Source organism: Paenibacillus sp. SER-28 (assembly GCF_052906305.1).
Genome location: NZ_JBRECM010000004.1, coordinates 1 through 22,067, shown reverse-complemented (window position 1 = coordinate 22,067; position 22,067 = coordinate 1). Strand labels below are relative to the sequence as shown.

General features: G+C 42.3%; 18 protein-coding genes and 1 pseudogene. 17 read left to right on the top strand and 2 right to left on the bottom strand.

The annotated features are described in order from the left end of the window. The first annotated feature begins 100 nt into the window (after positions 1–100). Genes ACUYLD_RS12615 through ACUYLD_RS12605 form a run of 3 tightly spaced genes read left to right on the top strand, consistent with a single transcriptional unit; the run spans position 101 to position 3,618 of the window. The gene (locus ACUYLD_RS12615; protein ID WP_446675203.1) at positions 101–2,473 is read left to right on the top strand and encodes a helicase C-terminal domain-containing protein; all 2,373 of its coding nucleotides are present in this window, start codon (positions 101–103) and stop codon (positions 2,471–2,473) included. Further along, entirely contained in the window at positions 2,463–2,972 is a 510-nt protein-coding gene (locus ACUYLD_RS12610) for a MarR family winged helix-turn-helix transcriptional regulator (protein ID WP_013312480.1), read from the top strand. The genes ACUYLD_RS12615 and ACUYLD_RS12610 overlap by 11 nt, the downstream gene beginning before the upstream one ends. A gap of 37 nt (positions 2,973–3,009) precedes the next feature. Next, on the top strand, positions 3,010–3,618 hold the full coding sequence (locus ACUYLD_RS12605) for a pentapeptide repeat-containing protein (protein WP_250260168.1): 609 nt from the start codon (positions 3,010–3,012) through the stop codon (positions 3,616–3,618). Between the two features lie 80 nt (positions 3,619–3,698). On the opposite strand, the gene ACUYLD_RS12600 is transcribed toward ACUYLD_RS12605, so the two are convergent. Further along, the gene (locus ACUYLD_RS12600; RefSeq protein WP_446675202.1) at positions 3,699–4,292 is read right to left on the bottom strand and encodes a hypothetical protein; all 594 of its coding nucleotides are present in this window, start codon (positions 4,290–4,292) and stop codon (positions 3,699–3,701) included. Between the two features lie 211 nt (positions 4,293–4,503). Here ACUYLD_RS12600 and ACUYLD_RS12595 point away from each other — a divergent pair, with 211 nt between their 5' ends. After that, positions 4,504–5,460: a nucleoside hydrolase gene (locus ACUYLD_RS12595; RefSeq protein ID WP_061830535.1), complete on the top strand. Its 957-nt coding sequence runs from the start codon at positions 4,504–4,506 to the stop codon at positions 5,458–5,460. Positions 5,461–5,601: 141 nt separating this feature from the next. On the opposite strand, the gene ACUYLD_RS12590 is transcribed toward ACUYLD_RS12595, so the two are convergent. After that, complete coding sequence (locus ACUYLD_RS12590) at positions 5,602–6,786, bottom strand: sensor histidine kinase (protein WP_446675201.1); 1,185 nt, start codon at positions 6,784–6,786, stop codon at positions 5,602–5,604. Between the two features lie 373 nt (positions 6,787–7,159). On the opposite strand from ACUYLD_RS12590, the gene ACUYLD_RS12585 reads away from it, so the two are divergent. The 13 genes and pseudogenes from ACUYLD_RS12585 to ACUYLD_RS12525 form a co-directional block, all read left to right on the top strand. Next, complete coding sequence (locus tag ACUYLD_RS12585) at positions 7,160–7,765, top strand: hypothetical protein (RefSeq protein ID WP_446675200.1); 606 nt, start codon at positions 7,160–7,162, stop codon at positions 7,763–7,765. Beyond that, a complete protein-coding gene (locus tag ACUYLD_RS12580) occupies positions 7,749–8,279 on the top strand; it encodes a hypothetical protein (RefSeq protein WP_254349935.1) in 531 nt (176 codons plus the stop codon). The genes ACUYLD_RS12585 and ACUYLD_RS12580 overlap by 17 nt, the downstream gene beginning before the upstream one ends. Beyond that, the gene (locus ACUYLD_RS12575; protein ID WP_446675199.1) at positions 8,276–8,653 is read left to right on the top strand and encodes a DUF4280 domain-containing protein; all 378 of its coding nucleotides are present in this window, start codon (positions 8,276–8,278) and stop codon (positions 8,651–8,653) included. The genes ACUYLD_RS12580 and ACUYLD_RS12575 overlap by 4 nt, the downstream gene beginning before the upstream one ends. Positions 8,654–8,704: 51 nt before the next feature. Continuing rightward, positions 8,705–11,470: an NlpC/P60 family protein gene (locus ACUYLD_RS12570; protein ID WP_446675198.1), complete on the top strand. Its 2,766-nt coding sequence runs from the start codon at positions 8,705–8,707 to the stop codon at positions 11,468–11,470. Positions 11,471–11,597: 127 nt separating this feature from the next. Further along, positions 11,598–13,052 carry an NADase-type glycan-binding domain-containing protein gene (locus ACUYLD_RS12565; RefSeq protein ID WP_322171953.1) on the top strand — a complete coding sequence of 485 codons (1,455 nt, stop codon included), beginning with the start codon at positions 11,598–11,600 and terminating at the stop codon, positions 13,050–13,052. Between the two features lie 26 nt (positions 13,053–13,078). Next, positions 13,079–14,491: an NADase-type glycan-binding domain-containing protein gene (locus tag ACUYLD_RS12560; protein ID WP_322158906.1), complete on the top strand. Its 1,413-nt coding sequence runs from the start codon at positions 13,079–13,081 to the stop codon at positions 14,489–14,491. 25 nt (positions 14,492–14,516) lie between these two features. Further along, positions 14,517–15,707 carry a hypothetical protein gene (locus tag ACUYLD_RS12555; RefSeq protein WP_322158905.1) on the top strand — a complete coding sequence of 397 codons (1,191 nt, stop codon included), beginning with the start codon at positions 14,517–14,519 and terminating at the stop codon, positions 15,705–15,707. A 26-nt stretch (positions 15,708–15,733) separates the two neighbouring features. Continuing rightward, entirely contained in the window at positions 15,734–16,927 is a 1,194-nt protein-coding gene (locus tag ACUYLD_RS12550) for a hypothetical protein (protein WP_446675197.1), read from the top strand. Further along, positions 16,924–18,072, top strand: coding sequence for a hypothetical protein (locus tag ACUYLD_RS12545; RefSeq protein ID WP_446675196.1), 1,149 nt, complete (start codon positions 16,924–16,926; stop codon positions 18,070–18,072). The genes ACUYLD_RS12550 and ACUYLD_RS12545 overlap by 4 nt, the downstream gene beginning before the upstream one ends. A gap of 80 nt (positions 18,073–18,152) precedes the next feature. After that, positions 18,153–20,117, top strand: a complete 1,965-nt coding sequence (locus ACUYLD_RS12540) for a DUF4163 domain-containing protein (RefSeq protein ID WP_446675330.1) — start codon at positions 18,153–18,155, stop codon at positions 20,115–20,117. A gap of 21 nt (positions 20,118–20,138) precedes the next feature. Continuing rightward, positions 20,139–21,533, top strand: a complete 1,395-nt coding sequence (locus tag ACUYLD_RS12535) for a hypothetical protein (protein WP_446675195.1) — start codon at positions 20,139–20,141, stop codon at positions 21,531–21,533. Positions 21,534–21,559: 26 nt separating this feature from the next. After that, the gene (locus tag ACUYLD_RS12530) at positions 21,560–21,706 is read left to right on the top strand and encodes a hypothetical protein (protein WP_446675194.1); all 147 of its coding nucleotides are present in this window, start codon (positions 21,560–21,562) and stop codon (positions 21,704–21,706) included. Between the two features lie 151 nt (positions 21,707–21,857). Next, positions 21,858–22,067, top strand: a pseudogene (locus ACUYLD_RS12525) (IS5/IS1182 family transposase); the annotation flags it as partial.

The following is a 22,067-nucleotide window of genomic DNA, read 5'->3' as shown; positions in this document are numbered from 1 at the left end:
ATATTTCGGTAAAAAGTAGGCATGAGTGAATACCAATTGAATACAAACGATTCTTATGTCCCTTACGTTTCGTTTATCTACGTGGTACAGTGAAAGGACTATGACCGGAACGGGTGATCGTATGAAGGAACCAATTCACATATCGGTGCGTCCACTTGTGGAATATGTGCATCGGAGCGGCAGCATTCATAGCGGCTTTCGATCGAATAGCAGTATGCTCGAAGGAACTCGCGTGCATCAGGTTATCCAGAAAGGTTACAAGGAGCATGACCGCAAAGAGGTACATTTACGTACAGAAATTCCGTATAAGGACGAATTGTTTATCATTGAAGGCCGTTGTGACGGACTAATTGAGCTGGATGGCGTATGGACGGTCGATGAAATTAAATCGACCTCTTTGCCCCTCGAAGATATTCAGGGTGACGGCCAAACTGTACACTGGGCACAAGCATTTCTGTATGCCTATATGATTGCTCGTGAGGAACAACATCATTCGATGCAGGTCCAGCTTACTTATGTACAGGCACACAGTGAAGACATTCGCCGATTCAGACGGGAACTATCCTTTACTGAGCTAGAAGCTTTTGCACAGGAGATGATTGCTGATTATGCTCCGTATGCATTTCTGCTGAGAGCACATGCGGAAAAGCGGGATGCCAGCATTGTTAAGTTGAACTTTCCCTTTGACACGTATCGTTCGGGTCAGCGAATTCTCGCGGGTTCGGTGTACAAGTCAATTACCGAAGGGGTTAACCTGTTTGCCAAAGCACCTACAGGTATTGGTAAAACGGTATCCACCTTGTTTCCTGCGATTAAGGCGATCGGCGAAGGGTTGGTGAGACGAGTATATTATGTGACGGCTCGTACCACCACTCGGGCAGCAGCCGAAGAAGCTTGTGCCAGAATGCAGGCCCAAGGGCTGCACATGCATGTGGTGACTTTGACTGCGAAGGATAAAATTTGCTTCAAGGATGAAAATGATTGTGATGCTGGATCATGCAGCATGTGCGAGGGCTATTACGACCGGATCAACGGTGCGGTATCCGATATTTTGGCGAATGAGACGTTAATGACCCGGGCGGTGATTGAGCATTATGCGCGCAAGCATAAGGTCTGTCCCTTTGAATTTTCGCTGGATGTGGCGTATGCCTCGGATGGTATAATCAGTGATTATAATTATGTTTTCGATCCACGGATTTCTTTGAAAAGATTGCTGGAGGAGCACAAGCGAAAAGGTGTCGTACTGGTGGATGAGGCGCATAATCTGGTAGAACGTGGCCGGGACATGTTTTCGGCGGAAATTTTGAAATCTTCTTTTTTGGAACTGAAACGGGAATTTAAGTTGCTAAGCCCAGAGATTGCTGCGGCTGCGAGTGCAGTGAACGCACATATGATTACGCTGCGCAAGCAATATGCAGATACAGGAAAAGCAGTAGAGACAGCAGCACCGCAAGAGGTACTGGAGCTGTTGGTGCCTTTTGTGGAAGCAGCTGAACGTGAACTGGTAACGGGGGGCAGTACAAGCCATGCAAGCGGTGAGGGTACGGCTTATGCATTGCTTCTAGATACGTATTTTACCGCTCAGAATATGCTGCGAATTGCAGCTTTATATGATGAACGGTACGTTACTTATGTGGAAGCAGGACGCAGTGAAGTGAGGGTCAAGCTGTTCTGCCTTGATCCTTCTCACTTGCTGGGACAAGCTATTAAAGGCTACCGCTCAGCCATTTATTTTTCCGCGACGTTGACACCGCTTGCTTATTACCGGGACATGCTCGGAGCAAACGAGGAAGATTATACGTTACAGGTTCCTTCGCCCTTCCATCAGGAGCAGTGGGATGTACGTCTGCTACCGCTCTCCATCCGTTATCGGGATCGTGAGCGTTCCAAAGGGGCGATTGCGGATATGCTGGCTGCATTGGTTGTGGAACGGAAAGGAAATATCCTTGTGTTTTTCCCGTCCTATCCATATCTGCGTGAGGTGTATGAGGAATTCATGCTTCGGGACGTGTCCGCAAATACGTTGGTACAAAGTCCGGGGATGACCGAACCAGAGCGGGATCAATTCCTAGAGGCCTTCCAGCCTGGGCAAGAGCACACCTTGCTTGGCTTTGCCGTATTGGGTGGTGTGTTTGCTGAAGGTGTCGATTTACCTGGGGATCGCTTAAATGGGGTAGTGGTCGTCGGCGTCGGCTTGCCGCAAATTGGAGCAGAGCGGGATGTGCTGCGGAATTATTTTTCGGAACAGGGACGGAATGGTTTCAACTATGCGTATGTATATCCGGGAATGAACAAGGTTCTTCAGGCAGGTGGCAGACTTATTCGCACAGAGCACGACGAAGGATTGCTGATCCTGGTAGATGATCGTTTTGCCAAGGAACCATATGCTTCTTTGCTGCCTGACGAATGGAAAAGCTACCGTCTGACGGAACAAGCGGGATTAAGGAAGGAATGGATAGACTATGAACTTTAATTTTCATAATGACTCCATACGCGGGGTGCTGCGTAGCTTTGGACATGAAGATGCCGAAGTGGATAATATAGAGACTTTTGTGACATTTGCGCGCTTGGCTAATGGTATTTTCAGAGAAATGGATACGGATTTTAGCAAGTTGGGGGCTTCTCAGGGTCGGATTATTGTTCTTAGCCTGTTGCATTGCCATTCGCCGCATCGCATGACACCATCAGAGTTGGCGGAAAAAGCTGATGTGACGCGTGGAACCATGACGGGGCTGATCGACGGATTAGAGCGAGATGGCATGATTGAACGTGTGGCTCATGAGAGTGACGGACGGATGGTGACTGTCGGATTAAAAGAGGCAGGACGAGAGCTGTTAAGTAAGATAGTCCCTTATTATACGAAGTTGATTCGGTCGTGTATGTCTGAGTTTACGCCGCAGGACCATAAGATGATGAAGGGTTTACTGGGAAAAATGAAGGGCGGTTTTGAGCGGTCCTTGCCGAAATGCTGAATTCCTAATATAGGGAGTAAGGAATAGGAGAGAGAACATGTTCTTTTATACAGATGAGGTCTATGAAGCCCGTGATTTTGGCTCAATGGATGCCAGAGAAGGCGAGTGGAGAAATTGCGAGTTTACCCGCTGTCGCTTTCGGGGTGTGGAGATGAATGAGTCTCTCGTGGAAGGCTGTACTTTTGTGGACTGTGATTTTACCGGAGCCATTCTGAATGCATCTCACTACAAGGAGTCGGCTTTTACCAATTGTTTGTTCACCAGCGCCAATTTGTTTGTAGTCCGGTTTGAAAACTGCAAGCTGGTAGGTTCAGATTTTGCGGGGGCGAATATGGATGGTATCACAATTACGGGCGGAGACTGGTCTTATACGAATTTGCGTCATGCAGATTTAAGAAAACAAGATTTGCGAAAAATACGATTCAAGGAAGCCGACTTATCCGAATGCAATTTGGAAAAAGCAGATTTGCGGGAGGCGGATCTTACCCGGGTAAGACTGCACAAAGCCCATCTTCAAGGAACAGACCTGCGCGGTGCGAAGATGGATGGCGTGAATTTTAAAGATCTGGACATCACCGGAGCCAAGTTGGATATCGAGCAGGCAGTAGCGGTGGCCCGCTCCTATGGAGCCAAGGTGGAAGGCTAAAAAGCACGGGGTACAGGACCCGTCTCGATCTGCAGTACCCCGTGCAGGTGAAATGGATGGTTGACTCGAATGTGAAGAACTTAATCTTTAGGGGGTGCCGGCAGTAGTGGAATCGCTGCTCCCGGGTCCCGGTTTGGCAAATGATCCACTCCCACAGGCTCGAGAGGCTGCTGTGGAACTGTCCAGTTGCGCGCGGTATCTGCGGCAGTTCGCTGCTCCAGCAAGCGTTTGGCTACTTCATAACATTGATCGACATGCCGATTACCAATGGTTCGCATGGCAGTGAAGCCAATTGCCGCGGCTAGCCCTTGCCCCAGAAGGGGGACAAACTTGCTAACCTGCTTGGTAGCGATCCGAATGCCCATTTTTTGCAAAATCTGCACGATAACTTCACGGGTGATGAGTCGCCCGATCAGCTTGCTACCAATTGAGGTGATAAAACCATACACCATGGATTTTGTTTCTGCGTCCAGACCTTCCAGCTGCTTCTCAGATAATCCGAATTTTCCATTAATGGCTGGCAGTAGCTGCATCAAAATGCCGACATCAGCAAGAACGTCAGCCCCTGGAACTGGAACTAATACCGCTCCACCAGAAGCCGCAGCCCTTTTCGTCACCATGGATTTACACTCTCTACGGATCTGCTCCAACTCTTCTATTGTATGGACTGTCATATGAAACTCTCCTTCCTACGCTTCCGATTAGGACCCGTGCTTCTACCCTGTTATTACACACATTTCTACCTATCTTAAGCATGGAGTAAGCAAAAAATCCCTGATCCACACACTATCGCACATTTACTCCTGTGAAGCGATCAGGCATAATGAAGGGTGGTTGCCGATAAGAACAAGCCTGTTTTACGGGGATAAAGGAAGGAAGAGACAGATGAGTCAGACAAACGTTTATTTTAATCATGATGGTGGAGTGGATGATCTAGTATCCCTGTTTATGTTGCTTCAGATGGAACAGGTTCATTTGACCGGAGTATCGGTGATTCCAGCAGATGGTTACCTAGAGCCTGCGACGGATGCCAGCCGCAAAATTATTGATCGTTTTGGACAAAATAAAGGGCCTGTGGAAGTCGCAAAGTCTAATTCACGCGGTAAAAATCCGTTTCCTGCTGCTTGGCGTTTACATTCCTTCTATGTAGATGCATTACCGGTACTGAATGAATCGGGGCGCATGGAAGCACCGCTTTCATCCCTGCCAGCTCATCAGCATCTGATCGAAAAGGTACGCGGAGCTGAAGGTAAGACGCTGTTGCTATTCACTGGACCGCTAACCGATCTGGCGCGAGCGCTGGATGAAGCACCGGATATTGAAGCAAAGATTGAAAAGCTGGTATGGATGGGCGGCACCTTTGAAAAAGGGAATGTGGAGGAGCCGGAGCATGACGGCACAGCAGAGTGGAATGTGTTCTGGGACCCAGAAGCAGCATATCGGGTGTGGCAAAGCGGTATCACGATTGATCTGGTAGCGCTGGAAAGCACAAGCAAAGTGCCATTAACTCCAGCAGTACGCAATCGTTGGGCTGCCGAGCGCCGATATGAAGGCGTGGATTTCTTGGGTAATTGCTATGCAGGATGTCCGCCGCTCGTCTATAGCGAAACGAACTCAACCTACTACTTGTGGGATGTACTGACCACTGCATCCGTAGGACGCCCGGACATTGTCAAGAAAAAGACGGTGCATTGCAGCGTTATCGCAGAAGGCCCGAGTCAGGGCAGAACGGTGGAACAGGCAGAGGGACGCCCTGTGAACCTGGTATACGATACAGATCCAGAAGCCTTTTTTACGTATATGGCGGATTTGGCCAAGCTGGCTGCTCCCAAACGTTACTAAGTCTGACTATGCACAAACGTGCGGCATAGGGTGATAATATTGCCTAGTGACACGTACTCATAACATAAAGCCCGTGACGTTATGCGTCACGGGCTTCTATTACATGATGTGTCCTATAATTATCACAAGCTAGTTTCTATTTCATGCTGACTCCTGATATGTTTTCAGAGTGAACTGGAGCGTTATTTCTGTCCCGCTACCAGGTTCACTGATCCCAGTCATTTTACCATTCATTCGTTTTAATAGATGTTTGGTAATCTGCCAACCCAATCCTGGATTGCCATATGAGGGGGAGTTCCCACGGTCATGCTCAAGCCACAATTTCAGTTTGTTAGGAGATATACCGATCCCAGTATCCTTCACCTTTAATTCCAGTTCAACTTCAGGTGCATCGGTCACGGATTGGGCGGTTGCAGATAAGATGACAGCTCCTGTGCTTGTAAACTTTACTGCATTATCTACCAAATTAATCAGCATACGGCGAATTTTAGCCTCATCCCCGATAAAAATAGGCGAGCTGGTGAGATTCCAGTCGAGCTTCAACTCTAGATTCCGTCGCGCTGCTACCTCTGTATACAGACTCAATACATTTTCCATCATCGTTCTCAGATCAAACGGATCTTCAATATCATCGATCTGTCTGGACTCTATATTGCTGTAATCCAAAATATTACTCAACAACGTCATAAGCGAGCGACTGCTCGACTCCATGATGCTCATATATTGCTGTTGTTCCTCTGTTAACTCCGTCGTCAGCATGAGGTCGGTGGCTCCCCATATTTCGGTTAGCGAAAACCGAATTTTATTACTCAGGGAAGAGATCAAATCCAGCTTGCTCAGGGCAGAGATCTCAGCATCTATCTTTTCTTTCTCCAGTTCCACCACATAACCCAGAAATACAGCCATAGCCTGTAGGGCCTTCAATTCGGATTCTGTCAAATGTACAGATGGCGCGTCCAAGATACAAATGGTTCCGTAAGCCTGTCCATTTTTCATGCGAATGGGGATTCCTGTAAATGAGTGGTTTCCCATGGTTTTAGTCACATCTAAATCACATGTGTGCGGGTGAATAGTCGTTTCTGAAATCGTGAGGTGATCCGCAGGATGGTCCAACACCAGACTGCAATAGCTAAGCTCAAAAGGGAGCACATCCCCTTTCTTAACGAGTATCTCTTCCCGGTTAAATGAATCAACGATTACATTCGTAATCCCATCATTAGCGGCAATAAAAATGGTATTTACATGCAAAATATCACTCAACACATCAATGACATGCGCGGTAGCCTCTTGAATACTATTATAAAAACCTGTAGGTGAAGTAGTCATGTATCTCCAATCCTGATGCAAAGTGGTGGTTATCCAAAAACTTTAGCAGTTTGTGTATCCCATTCCCGATCCTCTGAATGTGTTTTTGGAGCGTATCATTAATTATACATGATTATTTCATTATAAACCTGAGTCTTCTACTTCGATTTACCTATTCGCTTGCACAAACCTTCATTTCTTAGGTCTAATGCTGGCCTTTCTTGGAGAATTTTCGCATATATTATTACACATTCACGAAAAAATATGATTATTTTCATTCTGTTTTCATAAATTCATATGTAATCTCATGATATGAAAATTGTGTAATAAAATAGGAGGATAGAACCAGTAATATCATGTAAATATTCTATATAATAGGTTCAGAGGTGGAATTATGAATAGACAGGAAGCCCTACAACACTTCCTTAAGACCTATGCAGAAGATGTATTGAACCAGAAATTACATCAGGCAGCGTCTTTGTATGAACAAAGAAAAGATGAGCTCATCTCTTCTTTTATTCAATCCTTTCAATCGATCTGCCTACAAGCCAATTCCGCAGAAGTGGCCAAGACGAGGATCGGATACATTACTTATTCTATGAGGCGCACGTATCTGATGGACCGTAACTATAACTATGTCGTCGAAGCCTATGATAAAAATTGGTTCTTTGATCCTCAACCTTGTTATGGAATCTATGATGCAGGCTGGGCATTCCGCTTTTTAGCAGAATTGGAGGATGAATTGAATCAGCTTCGAAAACCCTATATGAATAAGATTTTTCAGCCTGATGTGGAGCGATTTGTACTCCAGGCTACAGGGGAATTCCATCAATATATTCTGAAATTAGCGAAGGGTGCTATTCAGCAAGCTGTACATTTACCTGAATTCAAGGCCTTGAAATGTGAGGGCGATTTGGAAGTAAGAATAGGGGAGTATAAAGGAATCAGTGAGGTGGTGTATTCAACAGCTTATGGAGTACTACATGATTCAACAGGATAATCGTATTACGGAGTATATGTATCCAGTAGAGACAAATCGCAGGCAGTTGTTGGAATGGGCAGAAGGCTCATCATGTGCCGATGAAGAATCTATTTTACAATTTTATGTATCAGGTGATGCGGACTATATTGATTTTATAGAGCATCCGGTATCCATCGTTTCGGAACAACTAAAGGAAATCTTTGATATATATCAATCCGGATTAAGCTGGAAGTTGGTTGTTTTTGCCGATATGCAGCGAATGCAGCAAACAAGGTATTGGCTGGCAAATCCGCCTAGCCTGATGTGTTTATCACCACGTAGTGAATATCATAGGGACGGTACACTGAAGAAAATCATTCTAGATGAATATGCAGTGGAGAATCATAAAATATTCAAGGTTCAGGATGACGATCATCATATCATTGTAGATCTTGATGTGGCTGAATGTATTTTGAAGTTCAATCTGGCAGGCTTGAAATTACAAAAGGTCGATACAGAGGGGCCATCTATACAAAGGAGAGTCCAAGAATGAGTGAGAGCTATGTAGTGGATGGGGCACAGATACATTGTAGCTATGGAAGTCATACGGGAAGATTTAGTGTTTCAGCTAACAGGGGAATTAGCATTGGCGATAAATTGCAGGGGAATATTGAGGATTTTCATCCACAGACGCATATCCCTGCATTCGGAATGTGCCGTAGTATGCATAATCCTGCAGTCTCTTCTGCTAACAAAGGAGATTCCGGGAAAATCATTCCGCAGCCCTGCAAACCGAGCATTTCTATGCCTTGGTTGAATGGAAAAAAGGATGTATACGTAGATCAATCTCCGGCTCTTATGAGCTGCTCGACGAATTTATGCATGTGGTGCGGCAAAATTTCATTCACGACAGATGGGCAGGAATAGCTAACAGATTGTAGGAATTGCATCATGTGAAAAGCAAACGGGGGGAGTAAGATGGGACTGGCAGGAACTATGTTGACTTATGGAAATATTAGAGTGAATGCACCGTATGAAATTATCCGGCTACTTGATTTTGAATTGACACAGAAGATAAATGAGCACGGCAAGGTGTACATCACTGCTCTCATACCGGATGAGGATCATGCAAAGTATGATGGACTAACTTACGATGAAGATGTGCTAGAGGTATATGAGACGGATGAAGACCGAGGGACAGTTAGCATCTTTAAAGGAATGGTCACCAATATTAGAATTGCATTCAAAAATGGCGTATATCACATGTACCTTGAGGCTGCGTCTTTTACATATTTATTGGATCAACAACGAAAAAACCGTTCGTTTCAAAACAGCAACTTGACGTATTATCAACTGTTCCGCGAACTTATAGATGCCTATCCACATGGGGATTTTATTGACCTGGCGGACAGCGATCAAAAGCTGGGCGGCTTTACTATTCAGTATGAGGAGAGTGATTGGGAGTTTCTAAAAAGAATGGCCTCTCATCTGCAAACTGGACTCATTGCCGAGATTACATCCGTGTTCCCGAGACTATGGTTAGGTACCTCAAAAGAACAGGTGAAAGGTGAATTGCGTAGCATTAACTTTTCCCTCCAAAAAACAAAGTCAGGTCCCCAGTATACATATGCTGAAGTGGAGGATACGAAGCGTTTTGAACTTGGAGATGTCGTCATGTTTCAACGAAAGCATTGGGTTATTGATCAGATTCATGCAGAGATGAAGCAAGGCATTATGACATATGGCTACGTTCTCGTTCCGGGAGCAGGCATTCCGAGGGAGCTTATACATAACCCGTTAATCAAAGGTACCTCTATTGAAGGGAAAGTCATTGATTTAGATGGTGAAAACGAATCCGTTAAACTTCACTTGTCCGTGGATTCTATGCAGTCCAAAGTTGAGGGGTGTTGGTTTTCATACCCCACCATGTATACCGGGGATGGAATTGGTTGGCATTGCATGCCTGAGCTAGGGGATCATGTCCATTTGTATTTTCCATCCAACAATGAAAAGGAAGCTCGTGTAGTCCAATCTCTGCGTAAGAGAGACTACAAAGGAGATGAAATCAGCAAGCCGTCAAGAAAGCTATTTCATACCAAAACTCAAAAAGTGGCGAGATTCGACGACAAAGAAGTGGCACTTTCCACCCAAAAAGAAAAGATACTTGTGCGCTTGAATCCAGCTTCCGGTATTCACGTCTATAGTCATCACGATCTTATATTTCACGCCGATACAGACTTGGTGCTGCATGGCAAAAAGGTACAAATGACCGCTACTCGCGAAATATCTCTGACGTGCAAAAGCAGCTATATCCGAACCGATGGAACGCTTCATATCAAGGCTAGTAAGCTCATGAAAAATCAGGTGCCTGATGCAGAGCTGAAAGCCTATAAGTCCCTAGTTCAAGAATTGAAAGGGAAGGGATATCCGCAATGGGTACAGGGCTTGCTGCTTCAATATAAAACGGACTACTACAAGGCCGTGGCAGCCGGGGACAAAAAAGGGGCCAAGGAAGCAGCGGCCAAGGCCAAGCAATTGCGTCAGCAGGTGGCAGAAATAGATCGTATGCCTGCCTGGGCCAGAGCGCAAATGCACGAATACACGTCCCAGTGGTGGGAAGCACATGGAGCCAACGATAAAGCCAAGCAAAAGCAGATGCATCTTCTCGCGAACCAGCTGCGTGACAATGTGCTAATCAACGAGCTGATTCGTGGGCATTCAGCCAAGTCCTATCTGGATGCGAATCGGCTGGAGGAGCTGTCCGGGCAATATTCAGATGCAGCCCATAAGCTGACCGTTGCTGATCAAAAGGCTTTAGCCAAGGAAGCAACTGCTCTGCGAAGTAAGTATGGCGTGAACAGCCAGCTTGCCAGGGAGAATTTGAACAAGCTTGCCAAGAAGTATCCAGACAGCTTCTCGTACAAGCTTCCAGCTACAGGCGATTGGGATAAGGAGCTTAACGCCGCACTGCATGACTTTGCGAAAAAATACGGTTTGGAGAATAAGGGCTATGGTCGTGATGTGCTCGCGGTGTACCTGCATCAAGTAGCCAATGGCATCCTTCCATGGCCTAAGGTTAGCAAGGCTACAACGCCGACTGTTCCAACAACGACGACAACAACGAAAACGGAACCGGGCAAGAAGCCGTCGACTACTCCTGAAAAGCCAACGAAGGAGGAACCAAAGCCTACACCATCCAACAGTTCTGCCGAGGAGAAAAGGAAAGCAATTGTGGAATTCGCTAAGAAGTTTTTAGGCAAGATTCCTTACTGTAAGGATACTAAAATCAGAACGATGAAGCTTGATCCCAACAACCCTCCTGAATATATGGACTGCTCTGATTTTAGTTCCTCCGTGTACTTGACCATATTAAATGTGCATATAGGCGGTAATACAGGAGATCAAATCCTTCGGGGGACAGAGGTTGACTACAAAAGTTTGCGATCCAGTGGAGATTATAAAAATCTGAAGTTAGGTGACTTAATCTTATTTGATTGGGGGAGTGGGGGGAAAACCAAATTCAAAGTAGATCATGTAGGAATATATGTGGGAGATGGAAAGTTCATTCACGAGCATGGTCAAGCAGAAAATCTTGCCGAAATGAAAAAGGATCACAAGCCATCTCATAATGTAACAATAGATAAATTAAACACAAATTGGGGAAAAGGTTATGGTCTTATATATTCAAACGTTATCGCAGTTAGACGTATTATACAAAATGATGGCTCAATCAATTATAAATAAGAAAGTAAGTAATAGCTTAAACATCATAATAATATTTGATTCCAAGGTATTCTCTCAGGAGAAAAAAGTACTGCCCCGTTTAGCTAGGTAGGCTTTAATTGAGAACGGAAGAGGAAGTGGTAAGAAAGTGAATTTTATAAAAATCATACTGATTGTTAGTTTTGTAGCCATTATATCAGCATGTAGTGGGTTTAAAGGAGAGGAAGCTGTCCCGTCTCCTCACCCCCAAGAAATATCATCACACAGGGTCACACAAGATAATAGAAATGTTACTGAAAAAGAAGCACGGTGGCTTTTAAATGGAGAAGAAGACCCATATCCGACTCAATTTTTGACCAATTTAGATGATCCTACAGGGAAGACCTATATACGAATCGATGACTTGGTAGATGCGATGCAAACTAAAGAAGAGCGAATAAAATATCGCGGCTCCCAAGTAACTGTCAGTAGAGTGTTAAATGATGGAAGTCGAATGGCGATCGTAAGGACAATCTCTGATGTGGAAGAAGGGGACGAAAAACACATTCTTGAGGTATATGATCTGAACTCAGGAAAAAAAGAGTCCGAGTTTGAACTGCCTTCAACGTCTTACCCTGTAGTCTCTCCTGATTTAAGTAAATATCTTTATGAGTTGAATGGGCAAGTGTATTTATATGATGCAGTAGAGAGGAAAACGACAAAAATAGACCTTGGGAAACGTAAAATAGATTTAGGTATCATTAGTTCAGGATTATTTTCTCCAGATGGCACTAGATTCTGTTTTGAGGAAAATGACCAACCAGGTATCATCATGCTGAATCTGTCCGGTATTAGTGGAGCAAAACGTTTACTTGCAGGGTCTATGGTTTCGCTTTTGCAATGGGATCAAGAAGATAAATTAATTTATACAATTTCTGAAGAGGACGACAATTACACAAAAGATGTTGTCTATTCATTTGATATAGAGAGCGGAGAAAAAAGGTGGATAACTAAAAGTACGGCACCATTTATACTATCCCCTGATCAAAAATTGGCGCTGTCCGCAGAATACGAAGCTTCAAAAATGTATCTGGTTCATCTGAGCGATGGAAGAAAGGAGGATATATCCTCTTTTACTAAAAACCAAGGAATACGCACGGCTCCAATACAGTGGATCGAAGCAAAAACCAATTATATGAAGTATAGCAACAAGGTTAAAGTGAAAAGAATTACTGCCTCTTCTACGTTACCTAATCAGGGTATTCGTTCTTTAAGTGTGGACAATTTAACGGATGGAAATTATTCAACCTCTTGGTGTGAAGGGACCAAGGGGGGCGGAGTAGGGGAAACGGTAACTATAGATTTGGGTTCAACTCAAGAGGTGAGAGGTATAGATATAACCGATAACTTCATGTGGGTTAATAATAAGTATTTAGACGTAAGTAAAATCAAAAAAATGAAACTTGATTTTTCGAATGGGCAATCTGAAGTGTTTGAGGGCAGTGACGCACGTTTCAAATTTGATGAACCTATACGGACTTCTTTCGTTAAGATTACCATCCTGGAAGTGAAAAAAGGCGCGGACTTCCCAAATACATGTATAGGTGAGCTGAAGTTATTGTGATGAATTGTAGAAAATGAGGAAAATCTATGATGCAGATAAATAAAATTGCGCTGCTCGTCTTGATCTTTTCTATACTAGGCGGGTGTATACAATCGAATGGGGACCAAAAAGCGCGGGAGCAGAATGAAACTCATGCTGCTGTCTCTCAGCCCAAGAAACTTCCTCCAGCAAAAAGGCCCATAAATTGGTTGTTGTTTGAAGCGGAAAATGGAAATATGCCTATGGATTTTTTAGCTGACATGGATGATCCTACAGGTAATACCTATATTGATTTAGATGACATTATAGGTGAATTACATGCAAGTGAAGGTAAAACGTATCCTGAATATGAGTTGTATCTGGCTGGGTTCTCGGATGATGGCAGGCGTATTGCCTTATGTAGAGAGTCAACCGAATTGAATTATTTAGTGATCAAAATCTTTGATCTATCTACCACAAAGAAATTATATGAATTTAAGGTGCCGAATAGGGACTACGCTGTTATGTCTCCTGACTTACGCAAATGTGTTTACACAGATGATGATGCCGGTTTTTATTATATGAACCGAGGACAGAAAACTGAAGCATTGGGGCGTTTAAATGATGGTCACTATCTCAATCTTCCAGTGTTTTCACCTGACGGTAACCAATTTGCCCTTGTAGATCGTAAACATAATGTATTGATCTATGACTTGTCTAAGAAAAAGCAAATTCAACAAATCAAGCTAGGGATAGAGGGAATACAGATTGAACAGTGGCTTTATAACGATAATTTACTGCTCTCTTCTTACGATCTTGATAAGACGTATTTGCTCAATATTAGAACAGGAGAGAAGAGGATACTAATGAAAGCCACAGACTCTCCTGTTATAACTTTGGATAACCAAAGAGTTGCTTATGTGAATTCAAAGGGTGAAATGCAACAACAAGATATTCAAACAGGTCTGTTTATAAAATACTCTAATATATTCCGCAGGATAGGCTATAACGTGTCCCCTACACAATGGGTACAGACAACAACGGATTTAAGGAAGTATCGAAAGAAAATCAGGGCACAGAAAATCATTGCTTCTTCTATACTTCCAGACCAAGCAGGAAATTCCTATGCTGCCCAAAACATCATGGACGGAGATGCGAGTACAGCCTGGTGTGAAGGCATTAAAGGAGACGGGATCGGGGAGTGGATCAAAATTGATTTCGGCTCTATGCAAGAACTGAAGGGGTTTGAACTTATTAATGGTTTAGCCAAGTCATCCAAAGCTTTCCAAGCAAATAATAGAGTTAAACGAATGAAACTGGAGTTTTCAAACGGGCAGACCATGATGATAGATAATGACTTTTTAAGCAACCAATTTCTTGATAACCCCATTCATACCTCATCCGTGAAAATAACGATTGAGGCAGTAGAGAAAGGAAGCAAATATCACGATACGTGTATGTCGGAGATACGATTCTTCTAAGCATTCCTAACAAAGGAGAAGACATATGAAGTGGAAAGAACCAACGTTTGGTGCAACACCTATGTTGAAAGCTTTAACAACCGCTAATGCGCACAGGAAAGCAAAGGCTTTTGATCTTGCAGCAGAACAGAAAAAACAAAAACTGAATTATCCCGACTGGGCTCAATCTTGGCTGCGTAAATATAAAGAAGATTGGTATATTGCTCAAGCAAATGGCGACGAGGTCGGCATGCGCAAAGCGCAAAAGCTGGCAGAGGGGCTGCCAAGCAAATTACGTGAAATGGCTACGTTCCCCAAATGGGCTCAAGAGCAAATGCAAAAAGAAACCGTTCGTTGGATGACTGCGGAGGCAAGCGGAGATATCAGGGAAAGGTTGGCTGCTGAGGAGGCGGGACGAGCTATTCGCGAGAAGCTAGGTTTGATCGATACTACTGATAAGGCATCACTAGAAAAACCGGTTACCAACGAATTTAAGGATGAACCTGCAAGCACAAATGTAAAGACTCCGGCTGGAAAATGGATACCTGCTGAATTCCAATATAACGGTAGTTCTGAAGCTGAAAAAACATTCAAGAGGCGTTCATTAACTCTCAAAAAAATGAAATGGAATCAGGAAAAGCTGCATAGTTTGTGGGAAGCTACAAAAAAGATACAAGAAACGTATGATATTCAGATTGATCCCCGTTTTTTGTTAGCAATTATTATTCAAGAAGGAACTGGCAGTTTTAACACTAGTAGTACAAATCGAGCGGCGGATGGTGAGCATGGTGCTGAAACAAATTATGCCAAAGATTTGATGAAAGCTAATAGTTTAGTATTTGGTAAAATATTGGGATATATATACTATGGTCAGGAATTCAGAAAGGCTGTAGTGAAAAACAATAAATTGAGTGGTATTACAGGCAAAGGAAACGTATTTCAATACTGCAATTGGTTCACGCCGATCATTAGAATGAAATCTAAGCAAGTTGAATGTGGCATATACGCTAGCGATAACCGTTGGGGTGATAATGTACAGAAAATCTACAATATATTTAGTGGAAATGAAGCTTCTAATTATGAACAATATTTGTTGAGTCTAGATAAAAGTGTAACGCAAAAGATAGCTGCATCCGAAGGTATTAAGATTCCGAATTTTACATTTAAACCCACCCAAAATGGTAACGATAGCGATAAAAATGATACAGGTGAGTGGACTATCGTTGGTAGAAGATAATTCACAGTTTGAAATGAGGAAAAGAAATGTTCAGACCAATTTACTGTTATTTCATTATAATGTGTGTAATGATTTTGGGATTAACAGCGTGCAGTTCTACAAGTATAAAAACTTATAACAGTGGGAAAACAGCTACCGTCAAAATTAAGCAAGAGAGCACTAGGAGTTATCGAGGTGAAGAAGTCGAAAAAAACAGGAATGTTGCATCAGTTGATCCTGACCCTCTTCAGGATGAGGACTTCACAGTATCATATCGGTCGCACAAGATTGATAAAAATACGGATATTAAACAACTTATTAATGAATGGGGTTACGGTGAAGGGTTTGAAGCTAACAACAGGGGATATGTTAGTGGGAATGGGACCTATAGAAGATGGAGTCTGTCCTATCCTAACTATGAAGATCCAGAAATTGATTTTGTAGTCTTATCTAAAATTGAACTTGAAGGGGAGGAGCTAGTTGATGGTGAAAGTTATCTAGTAGCCGTGAGCTTGGAAAATCCCAAGTTTAAAACCAAAAGAGGATTGAAGATTGGTGATACCCTTGGTAAAGTGCTACAACTTTACGGTCAACCAAGTATCATAACAAATAGAAGTCTGGTTTACTCCAAAAATGGCCTACATTTGAATATTTATTGGGATACTAAAACAGAGAAAGTAGATAATATTTTTATCGAATATAACATGGAGAAATCCGTGGAGCAGCAACGTAGTGCTGATTATGTAGAAGAAGATGCTCAGCCCGATCCTGATCTGGAACCATATACTATCCAAAAAGAACAATCGTTTACCACCACTCTTAATGGATGGGGGGAAGTAAAGTTTATATCCACATTAAAAGATGAGGAAACAAATGATCTGATACACGCAAAGTTTTTTTTGGAAGTTAACAGTGACAAATATGTGGAAAATAAGATACTATACGAATTCCCCGAATTTTATGGTAACAACGGTAGGATGATCGACAGGATCAAGGCAGTAAGCTTTAAGGATTTAAATCAGGACGGGCGTACGGATATTATCATAATTGCGGATTATATCACCGGGGTTAATGCACACGGAATAGAAACGCTACCTGTCGCGGGGATCTACTTTCAGAAAAAGGACAACACATACACTACCTTGCCTGAATTGGATAAGAGTATCAATCAAACAGGCCACAATCGGACGCTTCAAAATATCATTCAATACGTAAGCAAACAACGTATAAACGTGCAATGAATAATGTAAGAGAGGAGTTTTTTGAAATCAACTTTATAAAACAAAATAAAATACTATTTTTAATATTGTTATTTAGTCTGCTATTGAATGGATGTTCTGAAAAGCCTACGAATGAGAAGCGGAAAGCAGTTGATTCCACCAAACATAGCACTCAAGTGATAGAGCAAAAAGTTGTGACTGAACCAGGGTCTGCTGCTCAAGAACAAGGTCGAAATAGCAATATTGTGAATCCGATAAATAAAAGAAGTAGTGCTCGGGTTACAGATTCTGACACATTAGATCAGTTTATAAAGAAAATTCAACCCAAGGATGAGCACCTTCAGAAAATATTGAAAGCAGATTTGGACCTTGATGGAAAGATGGAATACGTACTCGCATTTGGATTAGAAAAAGAGGAAAATGACAACATATTTGTAGTCCGTGAGGATGCTGGCTATCATATCATTGGTAAATTAGAGGACCCAGTTATGGTTGCGCATCTTAATACAGACATAAAAATTATGGAATTAGATCAAACAGAACAAAAATTTATCGTAGTATATTCAACTAGCGAAGTGAATGAGGCAGAAGGCTTCTCTATATTTGCTTTGGACCATAACCAAATTAATAACCTTAATTACAGTTATCCAGAAGCAACAGGGCAAGGGAGCAGGAAGCTAGAGGACATTAATAAAGATGGTGTTTTTGAGGATGTGAGTTACTACCGTTTTCAGGATACTCAACAACATACGATAATGACTTATCAAAAATTCGACAATACCGGACCAGAAAAAACAAAAGTACTATATGAGAATGAAACTAAAAAATTTGCATACCCCATGGTTCCTAAAGATATTATTCAAAATTATTTGGAAGATCATTATCTTATGAATCGCTTCTTGATACACTTGCCCGAAATGGAGGAATTCACTGCTTTGTCAGCAAGTCTAAAAAATAATTTTGAAGATATTATAGATTTTTCCGCTATGGACTATACGGGATTAGATCTAAATATAAAAGAGATTGCTAATAAGGCTAATCAGCGGGCGTTTTTGGTAAAGAGTAACTCAGAAGAAGAGGAATCAAACCAAGGACTTGTATTTACGTTAGAAAAGCAGTCAGACAAGTGGAAGATTATGAGTATAGAGATGAACGATAAATTGTAGAGAGTGTGATATCCAGCGTGAGTTTCTTGAGGCATGGGCGAATTTGTTACGTGCTGTTATTACTAATTTCCTATTTAGTAATGAACGGATGTACGAAGGGAAATGATTCTTCAAAAGCAGCAACAAATCATACGCGTTCTCTCCAAAATGAAGCCAAAACGATTTCCTATTCTAAAAAGTTGGATACGTTGCTAGAGACACTTCATATAATTAACGATGAGAATATGAATTCTGATGTCAGACAAAACAAGCTACAGGACTTCACACAGGAACTTAATTTGTTGTTAAACGAGCCTAAAAGTGTAGAGATGAAAGATGGAGAATTAGTAGAAAAGTTCGATAATAATCTCACTATCTTAACAAAATCGTTTCAGTTAAAGAGTGGACGGCTAAACGTTAGAGTTGTGAATTACAGAGCACCTAAAACGGTGACAGGTACTATCGGAGATAAATACACATTTATTCAGTGGTGGAGTACGAAACGACTTGTACATGCCCAGATGATTGAGGATGGCGGGCCAGAATTGACTACAGACTTCGTGGTTCGGGATTCAGACAAGGGAATACAGCTGTGGTTAGGGGGATATGTCTCCATATATCATCCAGACCCCGTATTTGTTGATTTGTGGGAGTTGTCTGGACAAAAGTGGACGGAGAAAGGCATAAATGTAGGTAAGATGAAGCTCCCGGATGCGTGGGAATTGAACAAGGATATGAATGAGCCCATTATTTTAGAGAGTCGACAACATGATAGCATAGGTATCGAGGTTTTAGACCACGGCGATGGTTTCTTAATAAGCAGTGATGATTCTGAACAGAACATTATCATTGAGTTCTCAAAAAGTGGAGAAGTCCGTATTGATTCTGAATATAGTATGGCCTCAAATACTCATAGTGAACGGCAAAGTTATGAACTCATTCAAGAGGAATATTCAAAAAATGGGATGGTGATTAAATACCCTCAAATTATAAAACTCAAGGATATTGCAAAGCAGAAATCTTTAAACCAAATTCTTAAGACTGATGCTTTAGAAGGATTACAAAACTATGCGGATTCCAATGCTGGAGTCCATGTCGAAATTGATTATGAGATCAAACGACAGAGTGAACGATTCTTGAGCGTTCAATATACGGGTATTCGTTATGTGAAGGACGCAGCCTATCCTAGTCATATGTTTTATACGACGAACCTGGATATGAAGCAGGCTTCAAGAATAAAATTGAGGGATCTGGTAAAGGTCGAGAAATCTTTTATTGAGCTTATAAAAAGCGGGAAGATTACAGCTGTTCAGCCGGAGCAACAAGGGTTAATTGGTGATTTCACAAAAGATGATTTGATTCAATTGTTAACAAATGCGGATGTAACCAAAGGTTCGCCTGCGGAAGCAGAAATGGAATCGTTTAGTTATCTCACAAATGATTCGTTGGGGATGAGTGTACCTATGGCACATGTGGTAGGGGACCATGCGGAGTATGAAATTCGTTTTGCACAAATTCCAGAGAATATTAGGCGGAATGAGGAACTATGGAGTGAGTTAAGTTCTGTTGAGGATCAGTCTGTTTCCACAGTTGGCGGTGAAAAGTTGAATACTGACCAATATGAAATTGAAGAGTCACAGTCTTTTCAAACTACTCTCGAAGGCTTTGGGAAAGTACGGTTTGTATCGACATATGGGTATGCGGAAGGTTTTCGTAAATTCTTTTTCTTCCTATTGGATGACCAAGGACATATTCTGTATCCATTCCTGGATTTCTACGGGAACCGTGAGTGGGTTGCACGTTACGGAGGAGTAGAAGCAGTGGCCTTCAAGGATGTCAATAAGGATGGATTGAAGGATGTTATCATCATTGCCGATGTTGACAACGGGATTCATGGACCTGGTAGAGTTGACCAATTCCCTATAGCAGACATATATTTTCAAAAGAAAAATAAAACCTTTACCACGCTCTCTGCATTAGATGATGCTCTCAACGATCAGGGACATAATCAAACCATTAAAGATGTCATTCAATACGTAAGCAAACAACGGATAAACGTAAACTAACCGACAAAAGGGAGCGGTAACATGGGATATCCAATCATCAAGTATAATGGAACGGTTTTATCTCTTAAAAATCCGAAAGTTAAAGTTGTACAGAAAATGAATGAGCATGTGAAAGTCTTTTTGACAGGTGTGTTAACGGGTGCCCAAATGGAAGAGTACACAGATCATATGGAAGCAGGGGCGAAGTTAGTCGTTTCTTATGTGAATGATGATCAAAAGCAGATTGTATTATTTAGGGGATTAGTCACGCAGTTCAGAATCAAGATGGTATCCAATGTAGCCTATTTGGTCGTCGAGGCCCTCTCCTATACAAGTCAGCTGGATGAAGTGCTTCATAGACAATCCTTTCAAAATGTGAAGATGAAGGTGCAGGCATTACTTGAACATGTACTCAAATCATATCCCAAAGCGAATTGTACGAGCCGCTTAAAAGATCAGCTTCTACAGGAATTTACGATGCAATTCGACGAAACGGACTGGTCATTTTTAAAACGTATAGCGTCTCGGATTGGTTGGGGACTGATACCTGATCCGATTGGAGACATACCGCAGTTTTATTTTGGATTACCAGATGGTGTCAACCAAGGTGAGCTCAAACAGTATAACTACTCGATGACCAGAAAAACCAAGCCAGGGGCCAGCAAGGACGACAATCTTTTGTATTACAAAATACAAACGACAGGGGCCAAAGATGTTCTGCTGCATATTGGCGCAGAGGTCAAATTCAAAGGGAAAACCTTATACGTCCTGCAGTCTGTTGCGTTTATACGCCATAGTGTCTTGTGGCATGAATATGTGCTGACCACATCGGATGGAATGAAACAGGATTTGATTGTAAATGAGAGTATTCGTGGCATCTCGTTAAAATCGAAGGTTATTGGAATCGAGCAGGACCATGTGAATGTTTTCTTTTATGAAATGGACAAGGTCAAGCCTAACGTCAAGGAAACCTGCGCTTTTCCAACGGCTACATTTTATACATCGGAAGGGAATACGGGATGGTACTGCATGCCGGAGCTGTTTGACTTTGTAGATATCTACTTTCCAACCGCTAAAGAAAAAGACGCCATTGTAACTCACTCGATCCGCAAAAGATCCAAAGGGGGCGACTTTATTAAGGACCCATCGACGAAGATCTTTATGACCAAGTACCGCAAAGCCATTATATTTGAGAAAAATGAAATTTTAATCACGGGGAATGACGATGAAGTGGTGATTCGACTGCTGGATGACCATGGAATTGAACTGCGGAGTAAAAAGGACATACGTGTTAAGGCTGATGGAAACTTAGTATTCAATGCGGGTAACACAATACAAGTCACCGCGAAAGATACCATCGGGTTAAAATGTAAAACGAGTTTGGTAGAAATGGATGGTAACATTAAAATGACTGGAGAAAAGATAAAGACGCAATAACTAAAACCACCAAGAGAGGGTAAACCATGGCTAAAGTAACTACAGGAGCAATCGTGAATGAGAAACCGCCTACCCAAGAAGACATGATACAAGAGTGGAAACGTAAAATAAGCAAAGGTGAATATCCTTTTATTCATGTAACTAAGCATAGCACCAAAGGTGAAACGCGTTAAATATGTTTAGCAACAAGTAAATAAGGCTCCTAAGGAGCCTTCAGGCTGTCGAGAAAGTCTCGATAGCTTTTTTTATGTTCATTTTATTTAAGACGACACCGCGTTAATGTTGTATAATATAGGTAACTATTGTAGAACGGACGGTGTTGATATGCTGCGACCTCATCGAGACAAACAACAATCTTTTGAATTGGTTTCTCTGGAAGAACTGGTACCGCAAGATCATCTGCTTCGTAAAGTGGATACATATATAGACTTCTCCTTTATTCATGAGAAGGTAAGCCCGCTGTATTGTGCGGACAACGGGCGTCCTGCCATTGATCCTACCGTGTTGTTTAAAATGATCTTTCTCGGTTATTTC